Raw genomic sequence first — 22,039 nt, 5'->3', positions numbered from 1 at the left:
CTCCGCCCGCTGACGGCGGCGCCCTTCTCCCACCGAATCAGCGCTCGCCGTCCCGGTTCCCGCCGGGCGGCCGATCACCGCTGCCCGGCTCCACTGCGAGCTGCGGAGCACCCCGTGAACCCCATCCCTCTCTCCACCCCCTTCCACGTACGCGCCGAGGGCGTCACCGTCACCCGCGGGTCCCGCCGCGTCCTCGACGACGTCTCGGTCACTGTCTCCGCCCGGTCCCGCGTCGCCGTCGTCGGCGAGAACGGCCGGGGCAAGACGACGCTGCTGCACGTCCTCGCCGGGCTGATCACACCCGACGAGGGCGCCGTGCACCGCGCCGGCACGCTCGGGCTCGCCCGGCAGGAGCTGTCCGCGCGGGCCGGCGAGACCGTCTCCACCCTGACCTCGGAGGCACTGGCCGCTTCACTCGCGGCCCTCGCCGCGCTGGACGAGGCGACCCGCGCCATGGCCGACGGCGACCCCGCCGCCGACGACCGCTACGCCGCGGCGCTCGACATCGCCACGCGGCTCGACGCGTGGGACGCCGAACGCCGTGTCGACGTGGCCCTGGAAGCCCTCGGCGCCTGTACGGACCGGGAGCGGGAGTTGTCGACCCTGTCGGTCGGGCAGCGGTACCGCGTACGCCTCGCGTGCCTGCTCGGCGCGCGGCACGACATCCTGCTGCTCGACGAGCCGACCAACCACCTCGACGCCGGCGGGCTCGACTTCCTCACGCGCAGGCTGCGCGAGCACGACGGCGGCCTCGCCCTCGTCAGCCACGACCGGGCGCTGCTGCGCGATGTCGCGGACCGGTTCCTCGACCTCGACCCGACACGTGACGGCAAGGCCCGCTCGTACGCGGGCGGTTACGACGCCTGGCAGACGGCCCGGCGCCGGGAGCGCGAGCGCTGGGAGCAGGACCACGAGGAGCAGCAGGAGGAGCACCGACGGCTGCGGGACGCGGCGGCGCGGGCCCGCGACCGGCTGTCCACGGGCTGGCGTCCGGACAAGGGCACCGGGAAGCATCAGCGCCAGTCCCGGGCCCCGGGTGTCGTGCAAGCCCTGAAGCGGCAGCAGGACGCCCTGGAGGCACACCGGATCGACGTGCCGGAGCCGCCGCCGGAGTTCCGGTGGCCCGACCTCGGGGTCCGCCGCGGCACGGCCCAGCTGCGGGCGCACGGGGTCGCGGTCGACGGCCGCCTCGCGGGCCCCGTCGGCCTCACCCTCGACGGTGGCGACCGGCTGCTCGTGACGGGGCCGAACGGTGCCGGGAAGTCCACGCTGCTCGCGGTCCTTGCGGGCTCGCTCGCGCCGACGGAGGGTTACGTCTCCACGGCCGCCGGGGCCCGGGTCGTTCGGGTGACCCAGGAGACCGCCGGGCAGGACCCCGCGCTCTGCGCGCGTGAGGTGCACGCCCGTCACGTGGGGCGGCTCGTGGCCCGGGGTGTGCTCCGCGACGCCGACGTGGTGCCGCTCGGGTCGCTCGGCCTGCTGGACCGCGACGCGCTGCGCACGCCGGTCGGGCGGATGTCGCAGGGGCAGCGGCGCCGCCTGGACCTGGCGTTGGCGCTGTCCGGGCGGCCGGGGACGATCCTGCTCGACGAGCCGACCAACCATCTGTCGGCCGCGCTCGTGGACGCGTTGACGGATGCGCTCCGCGTCACCAGCGCCGCGGTCGTCGTCGCCACGCACGACCGGCAACTGCTCCGGGATCTCGCGGACTGGCCGCGTCTGGAGATCGGGAAGCCCCGGACCGCGATGGCGCACGTGTTCCGGTAGGGCGTGAGGGGCATGGACGGGACGCTCATTGGTCCATGCCACTGACGCATCGCAGGCGGTGCTGCCGCCGCCTGCGAAAACTTGTCCTGGCCTCGCCCTTGACCCATCAGGACCAGCGCTGACATGCGAAGTTCCGGCTCTTGGGCATGATTGACGGATCGTCGGGGAGCCGGTACCACTGACGCACGCCCGGCCCCGCACGCCCCGCCACGCTTCATCGGCCCAGGAGTCCCAGGAGGCTGCATTGCGAGGATCCGACACCGCCCGTACGCCGTCCGCGCGCAGACGCACCGTCAGGACGGTGGGCGCCCTCGCGTCGGCCGGCCTGCTGGTGCCGCTGCTCGGCGCGGCCCCGTCGCCGGGCGCACCCCGACAGGCCGCCGCCGACCGGCTGCAGGAAGCTTTCGCCGCGGCCGCCGACGAGTACCACGTGCCGCAGAGCGTGCTGCTCGGCGTCTCCTACCTGCAGTCCCGGTGGGACGCCCACGGCGGCGCGGCCAGCGTCACCGGGGGCTACGGCCCCATGCACCTCACCGACGCCCGCACCGCCCTGGCCTCGGCCCCGCACCACAGCGAGGGCACGGAGGACCCGCGCGGCGACACCTCGCGCCCGGCGCCCCCGCCGGCGGCCGAGATCCCCGAGGAGTCCGAACTCCCCGCCCGCCTCAAGACGCTGCCCCGCGCCGCCGAGCTGAGCGGCCGGTCCGCCGACGAGTTGCGCACCGACCCCGCGGCGAACGTCGAGGGCGGCGCCGCCCTGCTCGCGGCGGCGCAGCGCAAGCTCGGCAAGCCGCTGAGCGGCGACCCCGCCGACTGGTACGGCGCCGTGGCCCGCTTCTCCGGGGCGGACGACGAGGCCACCGCGGCCACGTACGCCAACGACGTGTTCGCCGTGATCCGTGACGGCGAACAGCGCACCACGGACGCCGGCCAGCGCGTGACGCTCGCGCCGGAGCCGGGGCTGCGGCCCGACGCGGCACAGCTGGAGCGCGCGGGCCTGCGCAAGGCGCCCAAGGGCGGGACGGAGTGCCCGAAGACCGTGTCGTGCGAGTGGATCCCGGCGCCGTACGAGGAATTCAAGGACCCGAACGGCAACCCGGACTACGGCAACCACGACCTGTCGAACCGGCCGAAGAGCCAGAGCATCGACACGATCGTCATCCACGACACCGAGGGCAGGTGGGAAGGCGTCCTGAAGATGGTGCAGGACCCGACGTACGTGTCGTGGCAGTACAGCCTGCGCTCCACCGACGGGCACATCGCGCAGCACGTGAAGGCCAAGGACGTCGCCTGGCACGCGGGCAACTGGTACGTGAACGCCAAGTCGATCGGCCTGGAGCACGAAGGTTTCCTCACCGCTCCCGACACCTGGTACACGGAGGCGATGTACCGTACGTCGGCGCGGCTGGTGAAGTACCTCGCGAAGAAGTACGACATCCCCCTGGACCGGCAGCACATCCTCGGCCACGACAACGTGCAGGGCACCGTGCCGTCGTCGATCCCGGGCATGCACACCGACCCGGGACCGTACTGGGACTGGCAGCACTACTTCACACTGCTCGGCAAGCCGTTCCACCGCACGGCGGGCACGGGCGGCGGCGTGGTGACGGTGGCGCCCGAGTACTCCAGGAACCGGCCCGAGTACACGGGTTGCGGCAAGCCCGGCGAGAAGTGCGTGCCGCACGGTTCGGCGGCGGTGCGCGTCCACACCGAGCCGCGCGACGACGCGCCGCTGATCAAGGACATCGGCAAGCGGCCCGGCGGTCAGCCCTCCACCATCGACGTGAACGACGTCGGCGCGCGGCTCTCCACCGGCCAGCAGTACGCGGTCGCCGAGCGCAAGGGCGACTGGACGGCCGTCTGGTACCTCGGCCAGAAGGCGTGGTTCAAGAACCCGCGGAAGCAGCCCACCGCGGTCGACGCCAAGGGACTCGTGGTCACGCCGAAGGCCGGGGCGAGCGAGGTCCCGGTGTACGGGCGCGCGTACCCCGAGAAGGAGGCCTACCCGGCCGGTGTGCCGGTGCAGAGCGTCACGCCGCTGCCGTACAAGATCCTCGCGGGCCAGAAGTACGTGGTCGGTGACAAGGTGCCGGGCGAGTACTTCTACTCCCCGACGTTCGACACCGCGCCGCACAAGGTGGTCCGCGGCAAGGACATGTACTACGTGATCCAGTACGGGCACCGGGTCGGCTATGTGCGGGCGGCCGACGTGCAGGTGGCCCCGTCGGGCAAGTAACGGCGTCGCGCACCGGTCGGGTCCGGGGCCGCCTGGGGGCGGTTCCGGGCCCGACGTACGATCTGGAGCGTTGCGTGGCGCGGGCGGGAACTCCGGAGGTGCACAGGTGGGCGAGCGGGCGATCGATCAGGTGCGTTCACGTGTCTCGGCGTACGCCGTCGCGACCGAGCGGGACGAACTCCTGCTGACCCGGCTCTCCGCCGCCTCCCCCGTCTTCGAACCCGGCCTCTGGCATCTGCCCGGCGGCGGCGTCGACCCGGGCGAGCAGCCGGAGGAGGCGCTCGCGCGCGAGCTGCGCGAGGAGACCGGGCTCGCACTCGTCTCCGCGCGTCTCGTGGACGCGCGGACGTACTCGGCGCGCAGGCTCGGGGTGAGCTGGCATCTGGTGGGGCTCTTCTACGTCGTCGAACTCGCGCCGGGTTCGGTGCAGGTCGCCGAGGTCGACGGCGCGACGTCAGACGTCGCCTGGATGCCCCTGTCCCGCCTGGACGAGTCGGTGCTGTCCCCGGCCGCGGTCGACGGACTCGGGATGATCGGCGCCCGGCTCTGACGGGGCCGTCTCGTACAGGTCCCTGCGGGCCTGGTTGCTGATGGCCAGGAGCAGCGCGACGATCAGCCAGTTGGCGACCATAGACGAGCCGCCCTGCGCGAGGAACGGCAGCGCCTTGCCGGTGAACGGCATCAGGCCGGTCACACCCGCCACGATGATGAACACCTGGAACGCGAGCACCAGGGACAGGCCGGCGGCGAGCAGCTTCCCGAACGGGTTGCCACAGGTGAGGGCGGTGCGCAGACCGCGCGAGACGAGCAGGGTGTAGAGCAGCAGTACCACCATCACCCCGGCGAGGCCGAGTTCCTCGCCGACGGTGGTGAGGATGAAGTCGCTGCGTCCGGCGAAGCCGATGAGTTCCGGGTGTCCCTGTCCCAGGCCGCTGCCCGTGACGCCGCCGCTGCCGAAGCTGAACAGCGCCTGGGCGGCCTGGTCCGAGATCAGGCCCGGTGGGCGCCGGTCGGCCGGCAGGTAGATGTCGAACGGGTGCAGCCAGGCCATCACCCGGCCCTTGACGTGCGGTTCGGTGGCGCCGACCGCGAAGGCGCCCACCAGGGTCATGGCGATCCCGCACGCCACCCAGTTGGTGCGTTCGGTCGCGATGTAGAGCATGGCGACGAACACACCGAAGAACAGCAGTGACGTACCCAGGTCGCGTTCGAAGACCAGCACCAGCAGGCTCAGGAGCCATACCGCGGCGATCGGGCCGATCTGCCGGCCGTGCGGCAGCGTCATGCCGAGCATGCGGCGGCCGGTGCAGGACAAGGCGTCGCGGTTGAGGACCAGGAAGCCCGCGAAGAACACCACGATGCTGATCTTCGCGAACTCGCCCGGCTGGAACGAGAGCGGGCCGAGGTGGACCCAGCGCTTGGCGCCGTAGGTGTCCCCGGGGAAGAACGCGGGCGCCATCAGCAGGACCATGGAGGCCGCCATGGTCACGTAGAGGTAGCGCTGCAACTGCCGGTAGTCCCGCAGCGCCCACAGCACGACGATCGTGGCGGCCACCGCCAGGACGGTCCACACGAGCTGTCCGCCGCTCGCGGGGGCCGAGTCGAAACGCGCGGCATACGCGGGGTCCAGGCGTTGGATCAGGACCAGGCCCAGGCCGGTGAGGAGGAACGCGAGCGGCAGGATCAGCGGGTCGGCGTGGGGCGCGAACCTGCGGACGGCCAGGTGGGCGGCAAGGGCCAGGCAGAGCTGGGAGACGGCGAACTGGGCGAGACGGGCGGGAGGACCGCCCGTCATGGCGAAGCCCGCGGAGGCGTAGCCGTATACGACGACGGCCAGGGCGAAGGCGAGCAGCAGCGCTTCGGTGCGGCGGGCGTCGAGGGCACGCGGACCGGCGCGGAGGGCGTTCAGTCCACGCACGGCACACCACCTCCCGCGACCTTGATCTTGTCCTTGCCGTGCCCCGGTATCTCGACGAGGTCGTCGCGCGGGATGGAGAAGCCCTTGGCCTTGCCGCCGCCGGCCGGGACGTGGAGGAGGATCAGCGTGTTGGCGTTGTAGCCGCCGATGTCGGAGCTCCCGGCGTGCAGTTTGCTCAGCACGTCCTCGGGGAGGTCCTCCCCGTTCTGGTCCTTCCGCGTGTCGAGGCCCATGAGCAGGATGTTCGTCGAGCCGTCCTGCGACTTGGGTGCGTCGTCGCCGAGTGCGGCCGAGGAGCCGATGCTGTCGATCTCGCGGTACAGGTACCAGGCCGCGGCGCCGCCGCAGAGCACCAGGACGCCGCTGAGGGCCAGCAGCGTGCGGCCGAGCCGGGCCCGGCGAGAGCGGCGGCGCGCGCGACGGCGTCGGGAGCGGGGGCTGACGGCTCGGTGCTGGGGCATGGGGACGATCCTGAACGCCCGTTCCTGAGCGGACCCTGAGGAAGCGGAAGGGGTCTTCAGGAACGGTGTTCACGGTCGCGGTGCGGAGTCCGCCGTCGGCAGCCGGAGGACGAGGCGCGCGCCGCGCCCGCTCTGCTCCACCCGCAGGGTTCCCCCGTGGGCGTGGGCGATCTCGCGCGCGATGGCGAGGCCGAGGCCCGTGCCGCCGCTGGCCCGGTTGCGGTCCGCCTCCAGCCGCGTGAACCGGTCGAAGACCTCCTCCGTCGCCTCCGGCGGAATGCCGGGCCCGTCGTCGGCGACTTCGAGCAGGGCCGTGCCGGTGGCCCGGTCCGTCGCCGTGCCGACCCGCACCTCGGAGTCGGCGAACCGCTGCGCGTTGTCCAGGAGGTTCGCGAGCAGCCGTTCCAGCTGTCCGGGATCGGCGCGCACGAGGACCGGGTCGTCGGCGGGTACGAGGAGCGCGGGGACCCGCGCGGAACGGCGCCGGGCGATCAGCTCGGCCGCGAGCAGCGACAGGTCGACGAGTTCCGCGTTCGGTGGCTGCCGCGCGTCGAGTCGGGCGAGGAGCAGCAGGTCGGCGGCGATGTGTTCCAGTCGTACGGTCGAGTCGAGTGCTCGGGTCAGCGAGGCGGCCGTGCCGGGGTCGGGCTTGTTGAGGAGGGCGAGTTCGAGTTCCGCGCGGGCCGCGGCGATGGGGTTGCGGAGTTCGTGGGAGGCGTCGGCGACGAACTGGCGCTGCCGGGTGACGGAGTGCTCGAGGCGTTCCAGGGTGTCGTTGACGGTCTCGGCGAGCCGGGTGATCTCGTCCTGGCCGCCCGGCGCGGGGACGCGGCGGCTGAGCCGGTCCGCGGAGACGGCGACGAGTTCTCTGCGCATGGTCTCGACGGGCCGCAGCGCGGCGCCGGTGACCGTCCAGGCGATGAGTCCGGTGAGCAGGGCGACCAGCGGGCCGCCGACGAGGACGGTGACGCCGAGGGCCCGTTGGGCGTCGGCCACGGCGTCGAGGACGGTCAGCGCGTAGACGTAGAGGTCGCCGTCGCCGCTCGGCGAGGGGGTGCGGACGACCGCGACGACGCTGGTGTGGCCGGCCAGGGCGGGGGCGGCGGCGAAGTCACGTACCGCCGAGTCCCGTCCCCCGGCGGGGCGGAACTCCGCGAGGACGGCGGCGCGGGCGGCGGGGTGCGGGGCGGTGCTGGCGAGCGGGCGGCCCTGGTCGTCGAGGACGAGCACGGCGTCCACGCCGCCGTCGGGTTCCGGCAGGTCGCCGTGCGGGCGCCCGTGTCCGGCCGCGATGTCCGCGGCGGCCTGGCGGGCGGCGAGTTCGGTGCGGGCGCCGGCGTTGTCGACCAGGTTGCCGCGCAGGATGACGTACAGCCAGCCGCCGCCGATGGCGAGGGCCACGACCATGGTGAGGACTGCGGCGGCGGTGGCCCGGCCTCGCAGGGTGCGGGGGATGCGGGGGCGGACGCCGGATTCCTTCCGGACCGCGCGGGCCGCACGAAATCTGTCAGGGCGCATCGGGGGCCAGCCGGTAGCCGATGCCCCGCACGGTGCGGATGGTGTGCCGGCCGAAGGGCGCGTCGACCTTCTTGCGCAGCGAGCTGACGTACACCTCGACGATGTTGGGGTCGAGGTCGGCCGGCGAGTCCCACACCTCGTCGAGGATGTCCTGCTTGGAGACGGTGCCGCCGTCCGCGGCCAGGAGGCAGCCGAGCACCTCGACCTCCCTGGCGGTCAGCTCGACGGTCTGCTCGCCCCGCTTGCAGAGCCGGGCGACGACGTCGAGGGTGAGGTCGCCGACCTGGAGGGTCGAGGGGCGCTCGCGTCCGGCGCGGCGGCCGAGGGCGCGCAGCCTGGCGAGGAGCACGAGGAGGGAGAACGGCTTGGTCAGGTAGTCGTCCGCGCCCGCGTCGAGCCCGTCGGCCTCGTCGTACTCGCTGTCCTTGGCTGTGAGGATGAGGACGAGAGCGTGCTGGTCGTGGATGCGCAGCCTGCGGCAGACGTCGAGGCCGCCGAGTCCCGGCAGCATCAGATCCAGCACGATCACTTCGTAGCCACCGGTCAGCGCGAGGTCGAGGCCGGTGTGCCCGTCGTGGGCGACGTCCACCCAGTGACCGTCCGACGAGATGGCCCGGCGCAGGGTGTCGGCGAGTGCGTGCTCGTCTTCGATGACCAGGATCTTCACGGTGCAAATATCACATACCGGAAGGCTGCGGAGCTGAAGGGACGTTCAGGCCGCTCAGGGGAAGAGCCGGGCCCCGCACCTGCCCAGGGGCCCAAAGGCCTCTGCATCAGGGACCTTTGGCGAGGCGATCGAGCGTGCCGGACTGTGACGATCAAGGTGTACCCGAAGATCATCCGTCCCGTGAGAAAGGGTGCCCCGATGACTTCCCTCCCGGACTCGGACAACCCGCTTGTCCACGGCTTCCTGCCGCACCGGCTCCCGGCTCTCCACCTCGCCGGAGGCTGGACGGATCTGGACGCGCTGGCCCACGCGACCGCCGCCGCACCGTGCCGGGAGGAGGCACGCCTCCTCGTGGCAGAGGCCTGCCGGGCATCCGCCCTGCCCTCGTTGCGTCACCGTGTCGCACGGCTGTCGGAACACCGTGCCAGAGCCGCGGCGACGCGACTGGCGGTGATCGTGGCGGCCTGCGGATGGACCGAGCTCGACCCGGCGTCCACCAAGGCCACGCGTGTGGCGAACGAGCAGTTCCTCGCCCTGTGGACGTCCCTCGCCCACCGCAGTGACTACTCCCGGCTCGTCGGGCTGCCCACCCTGGCGCTCTTCAACTGGGCGCCGCTGCGCAAACCGGGCCGGGCCGTGCCGGTCGACCAACTGGCCCGCACCGAATCCCTCGTGCCGATCGTGCGCTGGTCGGCCGCGGACCGGCCGCTGTCCCGCCTGGACCGGCTCATGCTGGCCACGGTGCGTCTGGAGGCCCACGGGGTCTGGCTGTTCCGGCTCGCCGAGACGCTGGCGGGCCGGTCCCCCGCCGACCGGTCCGTCTCCGTCGCGCTGCGCCGCATGACCCGCATCCAGCACGCCCTGCACGGCCAACTCCGTTCCTGCGCGGCCAGGTTGGTCCTCGCACCGGCGACCGGGCAGCAGTGCGCGGTGCTCGCCTCACTGGCCGCGCGGGAGGCGCTGGAACCGCCGGTGCTGCTCGCCGCGGACGCCGTTCTCGGCATGGGCGGCCGCATGGGAACCGGCAGCCGGTGCCAGCAGCGCCGGCATCTCGCCGCCCGGCACCGCGCGTGGCTGTCCACCCTCGACCGTCGCAGCGCGGCTGTCAGGACCCTGGCGCACCGGCGCGGGGCGGACGCGGACGCCTACCGCGACGCCCAGGAGTCGCTGGTCGCGCTGCGCTGCGCGTACGCGGGACTGGTACGGACGGCCGCGCAGCCCGCGGCGGCGGGCTGCGCGGGAGCGGCGCACCGCATGGCCGATGACGTGCGGCGGAACGGGCTGCCCGTCGACGGCGCGGCCTGACCTGCTGCGCCCGCCCCCGCACGAAGGCCCGCCGTCCGTCACTCCGGCCAGTCGGAGCCCTTGATGACCTCCACGAAGTCACCGCGCTCGAAGCCGGGGACGCAGTGGGCCAGCACATCCGCCTTGACGTTGCCGAAGGCGGTCCGCGGGCGGTCCTTGATGCCGTCGGCGAACGCGGCGACGATGCGGTTCTTGAAGTCCGGGCGCGGGTGCGCCGCGACCACGGTCGCGCGCTCCTCGTCCGTGACGGCGTCGTACCCGATCCCCAGGACGTCCAGTTCCACGCCGCGGGTCAACAGAGCGACCTCGGGCGCCATGTGGAGCGGGATCTCGGGGGTGGTGTGCAGGGCGATCGCCGTCCAGACGCGGTCCGCCCGCTCGTCCGTGATGCCGTGCCCGTGCAGGAAGCGGCGGGCCTCGTCCGCGCCGTCGATCTCGAAGCGCTGGTCGGTGCGGCGGAAGCGCTCGGTCAGCCCCAGGTCGTGGAACATCGCTCCCACGTAGAGCAGCTCCGGGTCGTAGCTCAGTCCCTGTTCCCGGCCCCGCAGCGACCCCCACAGGAACACGCGCCGGGAGTGGTCGAACAGCAGGGGTGCGGCGGCGTCGCGCACCAGCTCCGTCGCCTCCTTCGCCAGGGCGCTGTCCGGGATCCGGATGCCCGCGATCGTCTCGCTCATGAGGTGCGCCTTCCGTTGACTGCTCGGTGGATGACTCCACGCCGCCTGCTCAGTGGATGACTCCACCTTCGCCCGATGCCCTACCCTGGGGCCATGTCCGTACGGTCGGCAGAACCACAGATTGAGACATGACGCACCGCGTGGCCTTCCTGGTCTTCGACGGCGTGACGCTGCTCGACGTCAGCGGTCCCGTCGAAGTGCTGCACCAGGCGGGGCGGCTCGGCTTCCCCTACGAGACGGTGCTGGTCTCGCCCCGCGGCGGCGACGTCACGACGTCGTCGGGGCTCGCGCTGGCCGGATCGATCGCGGCGGCCGATGCGGGCTCCGCGGACATCGGCCCGCTGGACACCGTGGTGATCGCCGGTGCCGACCGGCTCGCGCTCCAGCCCCTCGACGACGGCGTACTGACAGCCGCCGACACCCTGGCCCGGCAGGCGGCGCGGGTCGCCTCGGTGTGCAGCGGCGCCTTCGTCCTCGCGGCGCTCGGCCTGCTCGACGGGCGCCGCGCGACCACGCACTGGCGGCACGCGGCGACACTCGCCCGCCGCCATCCCGAGGTCAGGGTGGAGCCGGACGCCCTCCACATCCGCGACGGCCGGTACGTCACCTCCGCGGGCATCAGCGCGGGCATCGACCTGGCCCTCGGCCTCGTGGAGGACGACCACGGGGCGGACGCCGCCCGGACGATCGCACGTGAACTGGTCGTCTTCATGCAGCGCCCCGGCGGCCAGTCGCAGTTCTCCACGGCCCTCGTGACCCCGCCCGCGCGCAACGACGTGCTCCGCTCGCTGACCGCGTCCGTGCTCGCCGACCCGGCAGGCGAGCACACCCTGCCCGCCATGGCCGCGTCCGCCGCCGTCAGCACCCGGCACCTCGCCCGGCTGTTCAGGAGCGAGTTGGACACCACGCCGGCCCGCTGGGTCGAACAAGTCCGCCTCGACCACGCCCAGCAGCTCCTCCTGGACGGGCACAGCGTCACGGCGGCCGCCCGGCGCAGCGGTCTCGGCAGCGACGAGACGCTCCGCCGTGCCTTCGCCCGCCACCTCGGCACGACACCGAGCGAGTACCGCAGCCGCTTCGCCTCCGCGCACGGACGAGACGCCTGAACAGCGCACCACGCAGGGTCAGTTCACGCGAGACCAAGAGGCGCAGCGCCACGAGGTGTCAGCCCTGCTGGAAGAGCTCCGCGGGCAGCGGCTTCAGGAGCGCGTACAGGTCGTCGGTGATCGGCCGGTCCCAGGCGGCGATGGTCACCAGGACGTTGTCGCTGCGGTCGAACTGCACGCACGAGATCCGGCTCTCGGAGAGCTTGAGACGGCGCACGATGAGGAGGTTGTCGCCCTGCATCACGGGCACGTCCTCGCTGGAGACGACCGTGACCTCCTCGTCGTTCTCCAGGGCGAGCAGCAGCTGGGCCACCTCGAAGGGAACCTCGCCCTCGGCGGTCTCGCGCGCGGGCGACCCCTCGGGGAGGTTGCCGATGATCATCGCGGGGCCGCGGCCGCCGAACAGGTCGTAGCGCAGGAAGACGCCCTGGCAGCTGCCGTCGGGGGCGGGCAGGAGGCCCGCGCCGAGATTGCCGGGCCAGTCACCGGGGTCCATGGCCAGGACATCGAAGTCCGGGCCCGCGGGAGTGGCGGAGCTGCGGCGGCGGAGGAAGGACATGCGCCCATGGTACGTGGCCTGCGGCGCGTTCCGGCGCGGGGGCGGCGGCACTCCGGAGCGCCGACGCCCTCCCCACCAGCCACGGTTCCCCTACGCCCCCGCGCTCTCCGGCGGCACCACCGCCACCGGGCACGCCGCGTGCAGCAGTACCGCGTGGGTGACCGAGCCGAGGATGCGGCCGGGGGCGAGCCGTCGGCGGTGGCGGCCGACCACCACCAGGTCGGCGGCGTGCGAGGCGTCCACCAGGTGGCGGGCCGCGTCACCCGGGACGATGAACAGGTCGACCGGTACGTCGGGGTGGCGTTCGCGGTACGGGGCGAGCAGGTCGTCGGCGAGGTTCGCGTAGTCCCTTTCCGTCTCCTCGTCGGCGACGGCCTTCATCACGAACTCACCGGCGGGCGTGGAGCTGAGCACCGGCCACGGGTACGCGACGACGACGTGCAGCCTCGCCCCACGTCGCCCGGCCTCCGCGAAGGCGAAGGCGACGGAGTGCTCGTCCGGTGCGGGCGCCGACAGGCCGAGGACCACGCGGGGCGGGGCCTCCGGCGCCTCGGGCTCGGCGGCGCGCGGCACGACCACCACGGGACAGGGCGCCTCGCGCGCGCAGGCCAGGCCGTTCGAGCCGAGCAGCAGGCTGGCGAAGCCGCCCCTGCCGCGGGAGCCGAGGACCAGCAGGCCGGCCCCGGCGCCGAGCCGCGGCAGTTCGCGTCCCGGGCTGCCGTCCACCGTGACGAACTCGAGGTCGGGCAGACCGGCCCGTCCCACGACGGACTCGCGGGCCCAGTCCACCACCGGGTCGCTCTCGCCGCGTTCGAGGACGGCGGCGAAGGGGCCGTCGACCAGGGGTACGTCGTATCCCCGTACGTGCACGATCCGCAGCGGCACGGCGCGCAGCGCGGCGGCGGCCAGCGCCCACTCCAGGGCGCGGCCGCTGCCGCGCGATCCGTCCACGGCCACGACGACGGGCCCACCGCCGTCCGGCTCGGTGCCGCTCACGGACTCACTGCTCACGCTGCCGACCGGTTCGCTGCTCATGGCTACAGCCTTGTGCAGTCCGGAGCGCGCGGCGAGAGTCGAAGGTCACGTGATCGGGGACCGAAGACCGTCGCGGCCGTGTGCCGTGCCGGGGCGCTACGTCAGGTCGAACTCGCCCTCCCGGGCGCCGTGGACGAAGGCGCCCCACTCCGCCGGGGTGAAGATCAGGGAAGGGCTCTCCGGGCGGCCGCTGTTGCGCATGGCGATGAAACCCTCGACGAAGGCGATCTCGACGTCTCCGCGCCCCTCGCTGCTCGATCGCCAGTCCGCCGTGCTGAGGTCGAGCTCCGGCTTGTCCCAGCCCGCGAGCGGATGCTGCTGAGTGGTGCTGTCGGCCACGTCCGTGCTCCTCCCGAATGCGTCGGTCCGGCCGTCAGCCTAGCTTTCGCTCCGGGCGCCGGACAGGCCGCGGCGGCAGCTCCTCGGTCGGTCCGGCGTCGGCGGGCTCCGTCAGCCGGTGGGCGGTTCGGCTCCGACGAGCCACATGGCGAAGAACTGCGAGCCGCCTCCGTAGGCGTGCCCAAGTGCCCTGCGGGCTCCGTCCACTTGGTGTTCTCCCGCCAGGCCTCGCACCTGTAGTGCCGCCTCGGCGAAGCGGATCATGCCGGAGGCGCCGATGGGGTTGGTGGACAGGACACCGCCCGACATGTTGACCGGCAGGTCGCCGTCCAGCTCCGTGACGCCGGATTCGGTGAGCTTCCAGCCCTCGCCCTCCTCGGCGAAGCCGAGGTTCTCCAGCCACATCGGCTCGTACCAGGAGAACGGCACGTACATCTCGACGGCGTCGATCTCCCTGCGCGGGTCCGCGATGCCGGCCTGCCGGTAGACGTCGGCCGCGCAGTCCTTGCCCGCCTGCGGTGACACGAAGTCCTTGCCCGCGAAGAGCGTCGGCTCGCTGCGCATCGCGCCGCCGTGCATCCAGGCGGGCGGCCGGGGCGCACGGGCCGCGCCCGCGCGGTCGGTGAGGATCATCGCGCAGGCGCCGTCGGACGACGGGCAGGTCTCCGAGTAGCGGATCGGGTCCCAGAGCATGGGCGAGGCCTGGACCTTCTCCAGGGTGATGTCCTGCTCGTGGAGGTGCGCGTACGGGTTCCTCAGGGCGTTGCGGCGGTCCTTGTAGGCGACGAGGGAGCCGACCGTGTCGGGTGCGCCGGTGCGCCGCATGTACGCGCGCACGTGCGGGGCGAAGAAGCCGCCGGCGCCCGCGAGCAGCGGCTGCTGGAAGGGCACGGGCAGCGAGAGGCCCCACATCGCGTTGGATTCCGACTGCTTTTCGAAGGCGAGGGTGAGGACCGTGCCGTGGACGCGTGCGGCGACGAGGTTCGCGGCGACGAGCGCCGTGGAGCCGCCGACGGAGCCCGCCGTGTGGACGCGGAGCATGGGTTTGCCGACGGCACCGAGCGCGTCGGCGAGGTACAGCTCCGGCATCATGACGCCCTCGAAGAAGTCGGGTGCCTTCCCGACGACGACGGCGTCGACGTCCGCCCAGGTCAACTCGGCGTCTAGCAGGGCGGCTTGGGCGGCTTCGCGGACCAGGCCCGCGATCGACACGTCACGGCGCGCGGCCACGTGTTTGGTCTGGCCGACCCCGACGACCGCCACGGGTTCCTTAGGCACGGGCCTCTCCTTCCAGGACGGCGACCAGGTTCTGCTGGAGGCAGGGGCCGGACGTGGCGTGGGCGACGGCCCGGTCCGAGGCGCCCCGGTGGATGCGCGCGGCGGCCTCGCCGATGCGGATGAGCCCGGCGGCCATCATGGGATTGGCGGCGAGGGCGCCGCCTGACGGGTTGACGGTGACGTCGTCGGCGAGGCGCAGGGCCCTGCGCAGGACGACTTCCTGCGAGGTGAAGGGGGCGTGCAACTCGGCCGTGTCGACGGGCCGTTCGAAGAGTCCGGCGCGTTCGGCGGCCAGGCGGGTGGAGGGCGAGTCGGTGAGGTCGCGGACGCCGAGGCCGTGCGCCTCGATGCGGTGGTCGATGCCGCGGATCCACGCGGGCCGCTCGCAGAGCTCCCTGGCGCGGTTCCCCGTGGCGAGGACGACGGCCGCCGCCCCGTCGCCGACCGGCGGGCAGTCGCCGGTGCGCAGGGGGCGTACGGCGTACTCGCCCTGCTCGACGGCGCCGCGCAGCTGCGCGTGCGGGTTGGTGGCGGCGGCCGTGCGGCTGCGGGACGCGACCGCGGCGAGTGCGGGCTCGTCGGTCTCGCCCGCGTCGATCAGTGCCTGCGCCTGCAGCGCGGCGAGGGCCACGGAGTCGGGCCAGAGGGGGGCGACGTAGTACGGGTCGAGCTGCCGGGTGAGCACGTCGCGCACGGAGCCGGGCGAGGACTTGCCGTAGGAGTAGACGAGCGCGGTGTCGGCCTCGCCGGTCCGCAGTTTCACCCAGGCCTCGTACAGCGCCCAGGCGCCGTCCGTCTCGACGTGCGACTCGGAGATCGGCGGCCAGGCGCCGACCCCGTCGAGCGCCATCGTGAAGGAGAAGGCGCGTCCCGCGAGGTAGTCCGAGGAGCCGGAGCAGGTGAAGCCGATGTCGCTGGTCTTCAGGCCGGTCGCGGCGAGGACTTCGTGCAGCACCGGCATGAGCATCTCGACCTCGGAGAGCTCGTCGGTGGTGCGCAGGTGGTCGCTCTGCCCGAAGGCGACGACGGCGACCTGCGGCTGGTCATGGGGCGCCATCTACACCAGCTCCTTGTACGTGTCGTAGTCGGCGTCGGGTTCGCCCGTGGGCCGGTAGTGGTCGGGGTAGCGGCCGCCCTCGGTCCAGACCGGTTCGACGCGCAGCCCCATGCGGACCTCGTCGTAGGGGATGCCCGCGATGCGGGCGTGCAGGGCCAGGTCGGCTCCGTCGAGGGCGATGTGCGCGTAGACGTAAGGGACTTCGATGTCGAGGTTCTTCGCCTTGATGTTGACGATGCAGTACGTCGTGACGGTGCCGCGCGGTCCGACCTCCACGCGCTCCGCCGTGGCGACCCCGCACGTGGGGCAGGCGCCGCGCGGCGGAACGTACACCTTGCGGCAGGACGGGCAGCGCTCGCCGACGGTCCGCCGTTCCGAGAGGGCGTTGATGTACGCCGACTGGGCACGGCCCGGCGAGTAGGTGTAGTCCAGCCGTGCGGCCGCGACGATGCCGGTGACCGGGTCGTCGAACACGCCGGTGTGCGGTGCGGACCCGGGCTCCGCCGCCTCCCCGTCGTACGCCTCGAAGCAGGCGATGTCCGTGATGGCGCCGACGCGTTCGGCGGCCCAGCGGACGCGGACCCGCATGCCGGTGCGCACGGCGTCGGGGCCCGGCACGTCCAGGGCGTGGAGCAGGGCGGTGTCGGCGCCGTCGAGCCTGACGAGGACCCAGGCGAACGGGGTGTCCAGGGGCTGGCCGCGGCGCGGTGCGTGGTTCCAGGCCCAGGTGGTGACGGTGCCGGTGGTGGCGACCTCGACGAGGTCGCGGATCTCCTCGGCGGTCACGGGGTCGTACTCGACGGGCGGGACGAGGGTGCGGCCGTCGCCGGTCCGCACGCCGAGCACGGTGCGTTCGCGCAGCCCGGTGAGGAAGGCGCTCTGCACGGGCCCGAGCGAGCGGGTGAAGGGGAACTCGACGACGAGAGGGGCACGCAGCACTTCTGGTGAGGGGACGGATGTCATGACGGGGACTCCGTTTCCGGGTGATGGGGCGCCCCGTCAGGGGCGCGGGGAACTGCGCGACCGGCGACAACAGGCCCGCAGCAGCGGAACGACCTACGCACGCCGGAAAACGGGCGCCCTCTTCTCCGCGAAGGCTCTGGAGCCCTCCTTCGCGTCGGCCGTGTCGAATACGGGCCACCCCCGTTTCAGCTCGGCCGCGAGACCGTCCGCCTCGGTCATCTCGGCGGTCTCGTACACCGACGCCTTCACCGCCTCCACGGCGAGCGGCCCGCACGCGTTGATCTGCTCGGCGATGACGAGGGCCTTCTGCAGGGCCGTGCCGTCCGGCACCACATGCCCGATGAGGCCGACGGACGCGGCCTCGGCCGCGGAGTAGGGCCGCCCGGTGAGCAGCATCTCCAGGGCGTGGGTACGAGGAATCTGCCGCGGCAGCCGTACGGTCGAGCCGCCGATGGGGAAGAGCCCCCGCTTCACTTCGAAGAGGCCGAACGTCGCCGACTCCCCCGCCACGCGGATGTCCGTGCCCTGCAGGATCTCCGTGCCGCCCGCCACGCAGTAGCCCTCGACGGCGGCGATGACGGGTTTGCGGGGGCGGTGGTGGCGGAGCATCGCCTTCCAGTGCAGATCCGGGTCGGCCTTGAGCCGGTCCCTGTGCCGCTCGCCCTCCATCCCTTTGCCGGCGAGGGCCTTGAGGTCCATGCCCGCGCAGAAGGAGCCGCCGGCGCCGGTGAGCACGATGGAGCGGATGCCGTCGTCCTCGTCGGCCTCGACCCACCCGTCGTACAGGCCGACGAGCATGGCGAGCGACAGCGCGTTCTTCGCTTCGGGCCGGTTCAGCGTGAGGATCAGCGTGGCGCCCTCGCGCCGCACGGAGAGGTGTTCCGTCCCGCGTTCCGATCCGTGTTCCGTCCCGCGTTCCGATCCGTTTTCCGACCCGCGTTCCGTCCCACCCATGCCGGTGCTCCCTCTGTCGGCGGCCGCCCGGGCGGCCGGTCTGTCGGCTGCGGACCTGGAACAGGTTGCAGTAGCCGGGGAGCCAGTTCAATAGTTTCCTGACACTCAGTCAGTTTTCTTCCGCGAGGGCCCTTCCCACTTATGGGGCCCTCTGCTCTGATGACCGCCAAGCGAGACGTCAGTGAGGACGCCGGGGTCAGGAGGAGTGCGGTGGAGTACAACCTTGCCGACCTGTTCGAGTCGGTCGTCGACGTGGTCCCCGACCGCGAGGCGCTCGTCTACATCGACCACCCCGGCACGGGCGCGGAACGCCGCCTCACCTACGCCGAGCTCGACGCGGCAGCCAACCGCGTCGCCCACCACCTGATCGACAGCGGTCTGCGCCCCGGCGAGCACCTGGGCCTGCACCTGTACAACGGCGTCGAGTACCTGCAGACGGTCCTCGGCTGCCTGAAGGCACGCCTCGTACCGGTCAACGTGAACTACCGGTACGTGGAGGAGGAGCTGGTCTACCTCTACCGTGACGCGGACCTCGCCGCGCTCGTCTTCGACGCCGAGTTCACCGAGCGGGTCGCGGCGGCGCTGCCGCGCACGGAGAAGCTGCGGCACCTGGTGCGGGTCGGCGAGCCGCCCGCCGACGTCCCCGCGCTCGACGTGGTGGCGTTCACCGACGCCGAGGCGGCGGGGTCGCCGGAGCGCGGGTTCGGGCCCCGCTCCGCCGACGACCTGTTCATCATCTACACGGGCGGCACGACGGGCATGCCCAAGGGCGTCATGTGGCGCCAGGAGGACCTGTTCTTCGCCGGGCTCTTCGGCGGGGAGCCCGCGGGCGAGCCGGTGAAGCGGCCCGAGGAACTCGCCGAGCGGGTCGCGGCGGGCGGGCCCGGCATCACCTTCTTCCCCGCGCCCCCGCTGATGCACGGCACGTCGACACTGACGTCGTTCATCGCCTTCAACTACGGGCAGCGCGTCGCCCTGCACCGCAAGTACGTCCCCGAGGAATTGCTCCGCACCATCGAGAAGGAGCGGGTGTCCAGCGTCTCTCTGGTCGGCGACGCGATGCTCAGGCCGCTCATCGACGCGCTGCGCGGGCCGCTGCGGGGCACCGACCTGTCCTCCCTGTTCAGCGTCTCCTCGTCCGGGGCGATCATGTCGGAGACCGTCCGCGCCCAGTTCCAGGAGCTCGCGCCGGACGTGCTGCTCCTGAACAACTTCGGGTCCTCCGAGTCGGGCTCCAACGGCAAGGCGACGGACGACTCGGGACCGGAGAAGGGCTTCCGGCTCGAGGTCAACGAGCGGACGCAGGTGGTGGACCTGGTCACGCACGAGCCGGTGCCGGTGGGCGTGCCGGGGCGTCTGGCGCAGCGCGGCCACGTGCCGCTCGGCTACTACAACGACGCGAGGAAAACGGCGGAGACCTTCTTCCAGCGGGACGGCGAGCGCTGGGTGCTGCTCGGCGACATGGCGACGGTGGACGAGGACGGCATCGTCACCGTGCTCGGCCGCGGCTCGCAGTGCATCAACACGGGTGGCGAGAAGGTGTACCCGGAGGAGGTCGAGCAGGCGCTCAAGTCGCACCCCGACGTGTACGACGCGCTGGTCGCCGGAGTCCCCGACGAGCGGTGGGGCAGCCATGTGGCCGCCGTCGTGCAACTCAGGGACGGAGCGGCCGGGCTGGACCTGGAGGCGGTGCAGACCCACTGCCGCGCCCTGCTCGCCGGCTACAAGATCCCACGCTCCGTGGTCTTCACGGACCACATCCAGCGCTCCCCCAGCGGCAAGGCGGATTACCGCTGGGCCAAGGCGGTGGCCGCCAGGGGCTAGCACGACGCGACGGCCTCCATCCGACCGGAGCTGTCGGGTGGAGGCCGTCGTCGTGGCGGAGGGGCAGGCCGCGGATCAGTCGGTGGTGAGCAGGCCCGCGCGGAGCTTGCCCACGACGCGGGACAGGAGCCGGGACACGTGCATCTGCGAGCAGCCCAGGGTGTCCGCGATCTGCTGCTGGGTCTGCTCCTCGACGAAGCGGAGGTGGATCAGGGTCCGGTCCCGTTCGTCGAGGTCCGCGATGAGCGGGGCCAGGGAGTGGAAGTTCTCGACGAGTTCGAAGGACTCCTCGTTGATGCCGATGAAGTCGGCCAGCATCGTGTCGGACTCGTCGTCCTGACCGTTGACCGCGGCGTTCAGGGAGACCGCGCTGTAGCCGTTGGACGCCTTCTGCGCCTCGGCGACCTCCGAGGGCTCCAGCTGCATCAGCTCCGCGAGCTCGGCGGTGGACGGCATGCGCCCGAGCCGGGTGCGCAGCTCCTCCGTGGCCTTGGAGAGTTCGATACGTGCTTCCTGGAGCCGGCGCGGCACGTGCACGGCCCACGAGGTGTCACGGAAGAACCGCTTGATCTCGCCTGTGATGTACGGAACGGCGAAGGAAGTGAACTCGACCTCGCGGGTGAGCTCGAACCGGTCGATCGCCTTGATCAGACCGATGGTGCCGACCTGGATGATGTCTTCCATCTCCTGCTGGCCGCGGTGCTTGAAGCGCGATGCCGCGTACTGCACCAGCGAGAGGTTCATCTCGATCAGCGCGTTGCGCACGTACTGGTACTCGTGCGTGCCCTCCTCGAGCTGCGTGAGGCGGTCGAAGAACCGCTTGCCGACCTCACGCGCGTCCCTCGGCGCGATGGAGGAGGGGTCCGTGTACGCGCGCTCGACGAGGTCCTCCCCGGCACGGTCGGCCGTGTCCTGCGTCTGCCCCTGCGTCACGGTAATCATGGCGTTCCGCTCCTTGTTCAGCTCGGCTGTTTACCCCCGCAGCGGCACGGTTACCCCGTCGATCGCGTCTCACGCGTACAGTTTTTCGAAGAATTCGGGCCGGGCCAGGGAGACAGGTCCAGGGCGGCGATGATGGTCTTGCCCCCGTCCCCCGTTTCGACCGTGACGCGGGAGCTGAGGCGCTGGACCATCAGCCAGCCGAAGCCGCCGGGACGTGCCGGGTCCGGGGGCACGTGGACCGGAATCTCCGCACTGCGGTCGCTCACGCAGATCAGCAGGGCGGTCCCCTGCACGCGGACGGCGAATCCGCTGAGCCCCCCGCCGTGCCGCATCGCGTTGGCCGTCAACTCGCTGACGACCAGCAGCGCGTCCTCGTGCACGCGCCGCGCCTGGGCGCGCGGCAGCCCCTGACTCACCGTCCGCAGTGCCGCGTCCACCTCGGCGCGGGCCTGAGCGCAGGTCGTCCGCACTGTGTCGGGCATCTCGGGAGCGCTCATGAAGCCTTGATCCTTTCCCTGCACACGTGCAAACGCGACCGCGTCGCACCGTTCCTTGTGTTCGCATGCCCGACCCCACTGCCCGCACACCCCCTGCATCCCACAAGGAGAAAACACATTCACAACAGTGAAACGGCGTTCCGTCCGTCCCCTCGCCCGCGGCCTGGCGCACCTCGTGAAAGGACCGGTCCATTCTCACCCGGCCACGGCATATGACAAGGTCGGGGCATGTCCCTCAACAGCATCGAACTCGCCAGACAGGACCGTGTGGCGGTCGTCACGTTGCGCCACGACATCGACCTCGAGAACGGAAGCGAGGTCACTGCCGCCTTCCAGCGCGCCCGGACCGAGAGCGGCACCGAGGCCACCCTGCTCGACCTGGCCGAGCTGACCTTCGCCGACAGCGCCCTGCTCAACCTGATCCTGCTGGCGCGCGCCGAGCACGAACAGGCGCAGCGTCCCTTCGTTCTCTGCGGCCCCTTGCACAGCGCCATCCGGCGGCTGTTCGAGATCACGGGTGTCATCGACATCATGGTCCTGGCCGACACGCACGAGGACGGTCTGCGGCAGCTGAACAAGCTCCTCGACGGCTGACGGAGAAAACGAAAGTGCACGGTCGATGTTTGACTCGGCGCTGAGCGGCCAGGCGGATCTCCAGCACATGATGTCGATGCCAAGGAGCGTGAGCGGATCATGACCGCCAACGAGAAGGCCAAGGCGAAGACCGAGCAGGCCAAGGGCGCCGCGAAGGAAGCGGCCGGTCGCGCTGTCGGGAACGAGCGCCTCACCGCGGAGGGCCGCGCCGATCAGATGAAGGGTGACGCGCGCCAGGCCAAGGAGAAGACCAAGGACATCGGCAAGCACTGACCGCAACACCGTTCGACGCCGTCGGGGCGGCCCCGCTGAAGGGGCCGCCCTTTCCGGCTGTCTGAGATC

At 72.2% G+C, this 22,039-nt stretch carries 22 protein-coding genes; 8 read left to right on the top strand and 14 right to left on the bottom strand.

Annotated features, from left to right (window positions below; all coding sequences use genetic code 11):
• The first annotated feature begins 114 nt into the window (after positions 1-114).
• The 3 genes from DEJ47_RS35275 (at position 115) to DEJ47_RS35265 (ending at position 4,553) form a co-directional block, all read left to right on the top strand.
• Positions 115-1,767, top strand: coding sequence for an ATP-binding cassette domain-containing protein (locus DEJ47_RS35275; RefSeq protein WP_223828637.1), 1,653 nt, complete (start codon positions 115-117; stop codon positions 1,765-1,767).
• Between the two features lie 244 nt (positions 1,768-2,011).
• A complete protein-coding gene (locus DEJ47_RS35270) occupies positions 2,012-4,003 on the top strand; it encodes an N-acetylmuramoyl-L-alanine amidase (protein WP_190415717.1) in 1,992 nt (663 codons plus the stop codon).
• 106 nt (positions 4,004-4,109) lie between these two features.
• The gene (locus DEJ47_RS35265; protein WP_223828636.1) at positions 4,110-4,553 is read left to right on the top strand and encodes an NUDIX hydrolase; all 444 of its coding nucleotides are present in this window, start codon (positions 4,110-4,112) and stop codon (positions 4,551-4,553) included.
• On the opposite strand, the gene DEJ47_RS35260 is transcribed toward DEJ47_RS35265, so the two are convergent.
• The 4 genes from DEJ47_RS35260 to DEJ47_RS35245 all read right to left on the bottom strand — a co-directional run bounded on the left by DEJ47_RS35260 (position 4,458) and on the right by DEJ47_RS35245 (position 8,567).
• Positions 4,458-5,921, bottom strand: a complete 1,464-nt coding sequence (locus DEJ47_RS35260; RefSeq protein ID WP_223828635.1) for an FtsW/RodA/SpoVE family cell cycle protein — start codon at positions 5,919-5,921, stop codon at positions 4,458-4,460. The genes DEJ47_RS35265 and DEJ47_RS35260 overlap by 96 nt on opposite strands.
• Positions 5,909-6,382, bottom strand: coding sequence for an LCP family protein (locus tag DEJ47_RS35255; RefSeq protein ID WP_150175179.1), 474 nt, complete (start codon positions 6,380-6,382; stop codon positions 5,909-5,911). The genes DEJ47_RS35260 and DEJ47_RS35255 overlap by 13 nt, the downstream gene beginning before the upstream one ends.
• A 69-nt stretch (positions 6,383-6,451) precedes the next feature.
• Complete coding sequence (locus tag DEJ47_RS35250; RefSeq protein WP_150175178.1) at positions 6,452-7,900, bottom strand: ATP-binding protein; 1,449 nt, start codon at positions 7,898-7,900, stop codon at positions 6,452-6,454.
• Positions 7,890-8,567 carry a response regulator transcription factor gene (locus DEJ47_RS35245; RefSeq protein ID WP_150175177.1) on the bottom strand — a complete coding sequence of 226 codons (678 nt, stop codon included), beginning with the start codon at positions 8,565-8,567 and terminating at the stop codon, positions 7,890-7,892. Before DEJ47_RS35245 ends, DEJ47_RS35250 begins: the two co-directional genes overlap by 11 nt.
• Before the next feature lie 198 nt (positions 8,568-8,765).
• Between DEJ47_RS35245 and DEJ47_RS35240 the strand changes: the two genes are divergently transcribed.
• A complete protein-coding gene (locus DEJ47_RS35240) occupies positions 8,766-9,872 on the top strand; it encodes a hypothetical protein (protein WP_150175176.1) in 1,107 nt (368 codons plus the stop codon).
• A gap of 38 nt (positions 9,873-9,910) precedes the next feature.
• Here DEJ47_RS35240 and DEJ47_RS35235 read toward each other — a convergent pair whose 3' ends face one another.
• Positions 9,911-10,549, bottom strand: coding sequence for an HD domain-containing protein (locus tag DEJ47_RS35235; protein ID WP_150175175.1), 639 nt, complete (start codon positions 10,547-10,549; stop codon positions 9,911-9,913).
• A gap of 128 nt (positions 10,550-10,677) precedes the next feature.
• Between DEJ47_RS35235 and DEJ47_RS35230 the strand changes: the two genes are divergently transcribed.
• Positions 10,678-11,655, top strand: a complete 978-nt coding sequence (locus tag DEJ47_RS35230) for a GlxA family transcriptional regulator (protein WP_150175174.1) — start codon at positions 10,678-10,680, stop codon at positions 11,653-11,655.
• 58 nt (positions 11,656-11,713) lie between these two features.
• On the opposite strand, the gene DEJ47_RS35225 is transcribed toward DEJ47_RS35230, so the two are convergent.
• From DEJ47_RS35225 to DEJ47_RS35195, 7 genes are all read right to left on the bottom strand, one after another.
• Entirely contained in the window at positions 11,714-12,214 is a 501-nt protein-coding gene (locus DEJ47_RS35225) for a hypothetical protein (RefSeq protein WP_150175173.1), read from the bottom strand.
• Positions 12,215-12,304: 90 nt separating this feature from the next.
• A complete protein-coding gene (locus tag DEJ47_RS35220; protein WP_150175172.1) occupies positions 12,305-13,249 on the bottom strand; it encodes a universal stress protein in 945 nt (314 codons plus the stop codon).
• A 96-nt stretch (positions 13,250-13,345) separates the two neighbouring features.
• Positions 13,346-13,588 (bottom strand): DUF397 domain-containing protein, encoded by a 243-nt coding sequence (locus DEJ47_RS35215; protein WP_150175171.1) that lies wholly within the window; start codon positions 13,586-13,588, stop codon positions 13,346-13,348.
• Positions 13,589-13,699: 111 nt separating this feature from the next.
• Complete coding sequence (locus DEJ47_RS35210) at positions 13,700-14,866, bottom strand: thiolase domain-containing protein (protein WP_150175170.1); 1,167 nt, start codon at positions 14,864-14,866, stop codon at positions 13,700-13,702.
• Positions 14,859-15,923, bottom strand: a complete 1,065-nt coding sequence (locus tag DEJ47_RS35205; RefSeq protein WP_150175169.1) for a thiolase domain-containing protein — start codon at positions 15,921-15,923, stop codon at positions 14,859-14,861. The genes DEJ47_RS35210 and DEJ47_RS35205 overlap by 8 nt, the downstream gene beginning before the upstream one ends.
• Positions 15,924-16,886 (bottom strand): Zn-ribbon domain-containing OB-fold protein, encoded by a 963-nt coding sequence (locus tag DEJ47_RS35200; RefSeq protein WP_150175168.1) that lies wholly within the window; start codon positions 16,884-16,886, stop codon positions 15,924-15,926.
• A 93-nt stretch (positions 16,887-16,979) separates the two neighbouring features.
• Positions 16,980-17,840 (bottom strand): crotonase/enoyl-CoA hydratase family protein, encoded by an 861-nt coding sequence (locus DEJ47_RS35195; RefSeq protein ID WP_223828634.1) that lies wholly within the window; start codon positions 17,838-17,840, stop codon positions 16,980-16,982.
• A 210-nt stretch (positions 17,841-18,050) separates the two neighbouring features.
• On the opposite strand from DEJ47_RS35195, the gene DEJ47_RS35190 reads away from it, so the two are divergent.
• Complete coding sequence (locus tag DEJ47_RS35190) at positions 18,051-19,664, top strand: acyl-CoA synthetase (RefSeq protein WP_150175167.1); 1,614 nt, start codon at positions 18,051-18,053, stop codon at positions 19,662-19,664.
• Positions 19,665-19,739: 75 nt separating this feature from the next.
• Here DEJ47_RS35190 and DEJ47_RS35185 read toward each other — a convergent pair whose 3' ends face one another.
• Positions 19,740-20,606, bottom strand: a complete 867-nt coding sequence (locus tag DEJ47_RS35185) for a SigB/SigF/SigG family RNA polymerase sigma factor (RefSeq protein WP_150175166.1) — start codon at positions 20,604-20,606, stop codon at positions 19,740-19,742.
• Positions 20,607-20,656: 50 nt separating this feature from the next.
• The gene (locus DEJ47_RS35180) at positions 20,657-21,103 is read right to left on the bottom strand and encodes an ATP-binding protein (RefSeq protein WP_150175165.1); all 447 of its coding nucleotides are present in this window, start codon (positions 21,101-21,103) and stop codon (positions 20,657-20,659) included.
• A 228-nt stretch (positions 21,104-21,331) separates the two neighbouring features.
• On the opposite strand from DEJ47_RS35180, the gene DEJ47_RS35175 reads away from it, so the two are divergent.
• Together DEJ47_RS35175 and DEJ47_RS35170 are read left to right on the top strand one after the other, a co-directional pair.
• A complete protein-coding gene (locus tag DEJ47_RS35175) occupies positions 21,332-21,697 on the top strand; it encodes an STAS domain-containing protein (RefSeq protein WP_150175164.1) in 366 nt (121 codons plus the stop codon).
• A 99-nt stretch (positions 21,698-21,796) separates the two neighbouring features.
• Positions 21,797-21,970 (top strand): CsbD family protein, encoded by a 174-nt coding sequence (locus DEJ47_RS35170; protein WP_150175163.1) that lies wholly within the window; start codon positions 21,797-21,799, stop codon positions 21,968-21,970.
• Positions 21,971-22,039 lie beyond the last annotated feature (69 nt).

This window comes from Streptomyces venezuelae (assembly GCF_008642355.1).
In the GTDB taxonomy this organism is placed as follows: Bacteria; Actinomycetota; Actinomycetes; order Streptomycetales; family Streptomycetaceae; genus Streptomyces; species Streptomyces venezuelae_B.
This window is presented reverse-complemented; position numbering and strand designations above follow the sequence as displayed.